Annotated in this window: 6 protein-coding genes; 5 read left to right on the top strand and 1 reads right to left on the bottom strand. The window is 57.9% G+C overall.

What is annotated here, in order from left to right:
• The 5 genes from WBB85_RS11980 to WBB85_RS11960 all read left to right on the top strand — a co-directional run.
• Nucleotides 1-220: hypothetical protein (locus tag WBB85_RS11980; protein ID WP_432638841.1), on the top strand; the 220-nt coding region annotated here is incomplete at its 5' end.
• A 299-nt stretch (nucleotides 221-519) separates the two neighbouring features.
• A complete protein-coding gene (locus tag WBB85_RS11975) occupies nucleotides 520-1644 on the top strand; it encodes an ABC transporter ATP-binding protein (RefSeq protein WP_432638840.1) in 1125 nt (374 codons plus the stop codon).
• Nucleotides 1645-1649: 5 nt separating this feature from the next.
• Complete coding sequence (locus tag WBB85_RS11970; RefSeq protein ID WP_432638839.1) at nucleotides 1650-2540, top strand: ABC transporter permease subunit; 891 nt, start codon at nucleotides 1650-1652, stop codon at nucleotides 2538-2540.
• Complete coding sequence (locus tag WBB85_RS11965) at nucleotides 2537-3352, top strand: ABC transporter permease (RefSeq protein ID WP_432638838.1); 816 nt, start codon at nucleotides 2537-2539, stop codon at nucleotides 3350-3352. Before WBB85_RS11970 ends, WBB85_RS11965 begins: the two co-directional genes overlap by 4 nt.
• 111 nt (nucleotides 3353-3463) lie before the next feature.
• The gene (locus tag WBB85_RS11960; RefSeq protein ID WP_432638837.1) at nucleotides 3464-4555 is read left to right on the top strand and encodes an extracellular solute-binding protein; all 1092 of its coding nucleotides are present in this window, start codon (nucleotides 3464-3466) and stop codon (nucleotides 4553-4555) included.
• 86 nt (nucleotides 4556-4641) lie between these two features.
• Here the strand turns inward: WBB85_RS11960 and WBB85_RS11955 are convergent.
• Nucleotides 4642-4856, bottom strand: a 215-nt coding sequence (locus WBB85_RS11955) for an SDR family oxidoreductase (protein ID WP_432638836.1), incomplete at its 5' end; no start/stop codon positions are given.

Raw genomic sequence — 4856 nt, 5'->3', positions numbered from 1 at the left:
CACCGCCCCCTGGACCATCGACAAAAATCAAGTGTGGCTGCATGTCCTTTCGGAACTCGAATGCGGCAAGCGAAGTGATCGAACACGTGCGTTTCAGCAAATCGCAAAGCTGCGCGAAAAAACAGCTCAACGTGGCCTGATCGTTCATATCCGCGATTGCGTCGAGAACTCGCGCGAAGTCTATTTTTGCCCCCCCCTGCAAGCCATCGATATGCATTGACACCTTGCTCCCTCTCTGTGGCAAACCCAGCCTGCCAAGGCAGCTTAAGGACATAGCCAAAGGTTGTCCACAAGACGGAGTTGCGGTTTCATGGCAGCGTCAAATTGAATGGTCACGACAGCGCACCTTGGTCGGGACTAAGGCCGACCGCAGCGCCCGCGACACATCGGCTATATGTTCTTACATATTGTTGAAGCAGGTGATTGGACTACTGTTTCATGAACTTGAGAGGTGGCTGCGAGCGAGCCAGCTGCCATTCAGTGAACTGGCCTTGCGACCGACATACTCAGGAGAAACAGATGGTGGCCGAACCAATTGAACCCTGGAACGATCCGGGCGCCAGGCCATTGATCGAGTTCAGGAATGTGACCAAACGCTTTGGTAACTTCACTGCAATCGACAGCCAGTCGTTCGACATCTACAGTGGCGAGTTCTTTGCTCTTCTTGGCCCGTCAGGGTGCGGCAAGACCACGATGATGCGGATGCTGGCGGGTTTCGAAACCCCGACTGAGGGCACGATATCTCTAGACGGCCAAGACCTGGCACCGATCCCGCCAAACAAGCGCGCAGTGAACATGATGTTCCAGTCTTACGCGCTGTTCCCGCATCTGTCGGTGTGGGAGAATATAGCCTTCGGGCTGAAACGTGACCGCATGCCGAAGGACCAGATTGCCGCGCGCGTGGACGAGATGCTGAAGCTGACCCGGCTCGAGCAGTTCGTTCACCGCAAACCGCATCAGATTTCCGGTGGTCAGCGCCAGCGGGTCGCGCTTGCGCGCAGCCTTGCGAAGGCCCCCAAACTCCTTCTTCTCGACGAACCGATGGGCGCTTTGGACGCCAAGCTGCGGCAGGCCACGCAACTTGAGTTGATGGACATCCAGAAGCGGACAGGAACCACTTTCGTCATCGTGACCCACGACCAGCAAGAGGCCATGACCGTGGCATCGCGAGTGGCAGTGATGGATCACGGCAAGATCATCCAGGCCGATTCGCCAGCGCGGATCTACGAGATGCCGAACTCGGTCTATGTGGCCGATTTCATTGGCGAAGTGAATATCATCGAGGGCAAGGCCGAACCCGAAGCCGGCGGTTATGCGATAAGCTTTGCCGAGGGGCAGCCCAAGCTGCATGTGCAGTCGGATATCCAGTTGGACAACGGGCAGGCCTGCTTTCTGTCGATCCGGCCGGAAAAGATCGCCATCTCCGCCGAGAAACCGGCAGAGTCACCCAACCTCTTGCAGGGCAGGGTCCACGAAATTGCCTACACGGGCAATCTGTCGACCTATCATGTCGAACTGGCGGGCGGCCGAAGGATCAAGGCTCAGACGACAAACACAAGACGCCTGTCACGGCGCAATGTGTCGGTGAACGATTCGATCTGGCTAAGCTGGACGGCCACGGCCCCAGTTCTGTTGAAGGATTGAGCACGATGCGCCGCCTTGGCCTTATCTCGGTTCCGTTCCTTTGGCTGGCAGCCCTGTTTCTTGTGCCGTTCCTGATCGTCTTCAAGATCAGCCTCAGCGACGCCGCAATGTCCATTCCGCCATATACTCCGCATCTTGACATAACGCAGGGTTGGACAGGTTTCCGGGCATTTCTGTCCGGGCTCGATTTGGCGAATTTTGCCTTCCTTGCCGAAGATGATCTTTACTGGAAGGCCTATCTCAACTCGCTGCGGGTCGCTACGACCGCGACGGTGCTGACGCTGCTGGTCGCCTATCCGGTTGCCTACGGTATGGCCTGCGCCCCCCGGCAATGGCGCCCGACCTTGATGATGCTCGTCATCCTGCCGTTCTGGACAAGCTTTCTGATCCGCGTCTATGCTTGGGTCGGCATTCTGGCCAGCGACGGGTATCTGAACCAGCTTCTGCTTGGGCTCGGCCTGATTTCGGAGCCGCTGACGATCCTGAATACAAATGCCGCCGTCTATATCGGCATCGTCTACACCTATCTGCCATTCATGATCCTGCCGATCTATTCGGCACTGGAACGTTTCGACGATTCGCTACTTGAGGCGGCCGAGGATCTGGGCTGCTCGCGCCTAACAGCCTTTTGGCTCGTGACCTTTCCACTCTCCAAAAACGGCGTCATTGCGGGGTGTTTCTTGGTCTTCATTCCTGCCGTTGGCGAATTCGTCATCCCTGAACTTTTGGGGGGTTCGAGCACGATCATGATCGGTCGCGTGCTTTGGGAAGAGTTCTTCAACAACCGGGATTGGCCGGTGGCCTCGGCAGTGGCGGTCATTCTGCTGCTGATCCTTATCGTCCCGATTGTGATGTTCCAGCGCCTCGAGCAAAGGCAACGGGAGGCCGGGAAATGAAACGTATGTCGTGGTTCAACACCACTTCTGTCACGCTGGGGTTCGTGTTCCTGTATCTGCCGATGCTGATCCTGATTACCTTCAGTTTCAATGACTCGCGACTGGTCACGATCTGGGGTGGCTTCTCCACGAAGTGGTATGGCGAACTCTTCCGCAACGAGGCCTTCGTCAATGCGGCGTGGGTCACGTTCAGGGTCGCCATCATCAGTTCGACGCTGGCGACGGTCCTTGGGACGATGGCGGCACTGGTGCTGGTGCGCGCTGGTCGCTTTTCCGGTCGCACATTGTTTTCGGGCATGATCTACGCGCCGCTGGTCGTGCCCGAAGTGATCACCGGCCTGTCGCTGTTGTTGCTCTTCATCGCGATTGGTTTAGATCGCGGGATGTTCACAATCATCCTCGCCCACGTCACCTTTTCGATGTGCTTTGTCTCGGTCGTAGTTTCCTCGCGCCTTGCCACCTTCGATCGCTCGCTGGAAGAGGCGGCGCTGGACTTGGGCTGTACGCCGGGGCAGTCTTTCAGACTGGTGACACTGCCGATCATCGCACCAGCAGTGATTTCCGGCTGGCTGCTGGCCTTCACGCTGTCGCTCGACAATCTGGTGATCTCCAGCTTTAACGCCGGTCCTTCGACGACAACGCTGCCGATCAAGATATGGTCCTCGATCCGGCTGGGCGTCAGCCCCGAAATCAATGCCCTGTCGACATTGCTCATCTCTATCGTCGCTATCGGGGTCATCACCGCCTCGCTGATATCCAAACGGGCGGTTCTGCGTCAGCAGGCCGAGGTTCGCGCCGCCGAGCGGAGCTGACCGGCGGCCCTATATGCATCGCCATATTGTTCCAACGGTCAGTTCTCGCAAACTCGGGACGATGAGACAGGTGGGACACCTGATCGACGATAGGCTCAAAAGGGGGGCGAAATGACTCTAAAGACAATTTCGATCTGCACCATGCTGGCCGCCAGCACAGCGGTGACGGCATCGGCACAGGACAAGTCCGTCAACATCTACAACTGGGCCGACTACTTCGGCGAAACGACACTGTCGGATTTCGAGGCGAGCTCCGGTATCAAGCCGGTCTACGACACTTTCGATTCTAACGATGTGCTTGAGACCAAGCTTTTGGCCGGTGGCAGCGGCTATGACGTTGTCTTCCCCGGCTCGAACCGGCTGGCCAACCAGATTGAGGCGGGCGCCTATCAGAAGGTCGACAAATCTAAACTGACAAATCTTGGCAACATCGACCCGCAGTTCATGTCGATTCTGGCGGTGGTCGATCCGGGCAATGATTATGCCGTGCCCTACACCTGGGGCACCACCGGCATTGTCGTTGACAATGCCGAAGTTGCCAAACGCATGCCGGATGCGCCGATCGACAGCTGGGAGATGATTTTCAATCCCGAAATCGTCGCCAAATTCGCTGACTGCGGGGTTTTCGTACTGGATTCCGCCCGCGAGATCGTTCCGGCCGCGCTGACCTATCTCGGCAAGGACCCACACAGCGAAGCCCCAGAGGATATCGAGGCCGCAATGGCGCTTCTGGCACCGATCCGGCCCTATCTTACGCATTTCAACAACGGCAAGGTCATCGACGACATCGCCCAGGGCGAGATGTGCCTTGGCGTTGTCTACAACGGTGATGTCGGCATCGCCCTGCTGCGCGCCGATGGCGCCGGCAAGACACTGGACGTCACCTATTCGATCCCGAAGGAAGGCACGAACGTCTATCTTGACGTGATGGCCATCCCTGTCGATGCGACGCATCCCGACGAGGCCCTGGCCTTCATCAATTACATCCTTGAGCCTGAGGTGATCGCGGGCGTGACCAATTATGTCTATTATGCCAACGCGAATGCCGCAGCGACAGAGCTGGTCATTGACGACATCCGCAACGATCCTGGAACCTATCCCTCGCAGGAGATGCGCGACAAGCTTTATCCGATCAAGGCCTATTCGCCGGAGTTTCTTCGTGACCTGAATCGCGCCTGGACGACCTTCAAGAGCGGACAGTAAGCGCAATCCCGGGAACGCGTAAGAAAGGGGGCGCCTACGGGCGCCCCTTCTCGTTTCTTGCCGGGTCTGTGCGGGCGCGGCAGGGTTCAGATTGCCGTCGCGCCACCATCGACAGCAAGCACTGCGCCGGTCATGAAGGACGCTAGGTCCGAGGCAACAAAAGCGACGACGGCCGCGATTTCCTCTGGTTTTGCAATCCGGCCCAATAGCGTCGCCGCGGCGTATTCCCGCCGCTTGGCTTCAGGATCAGGATCGGCATCGATCCGCGCCTGGATGAAGGGGGTCAGCACCGGGCCGGGAC

It is taken from the genome of Albidovulum sp. (assembly GCF_049646345.1).
In the GTDB taxonomy this organism is placed as follows: domain Bacteria; phylum Pseudomonadota; class Alphaproteobacteria; order Rhodobacterales; family Rhodobacteraceae; genus Albidovulum.
The sequence above is the reverse complement of the archived record's forward strand: the minus strand, read 5'-3'. Positions and strand labels throughout refer to the sequence as shown.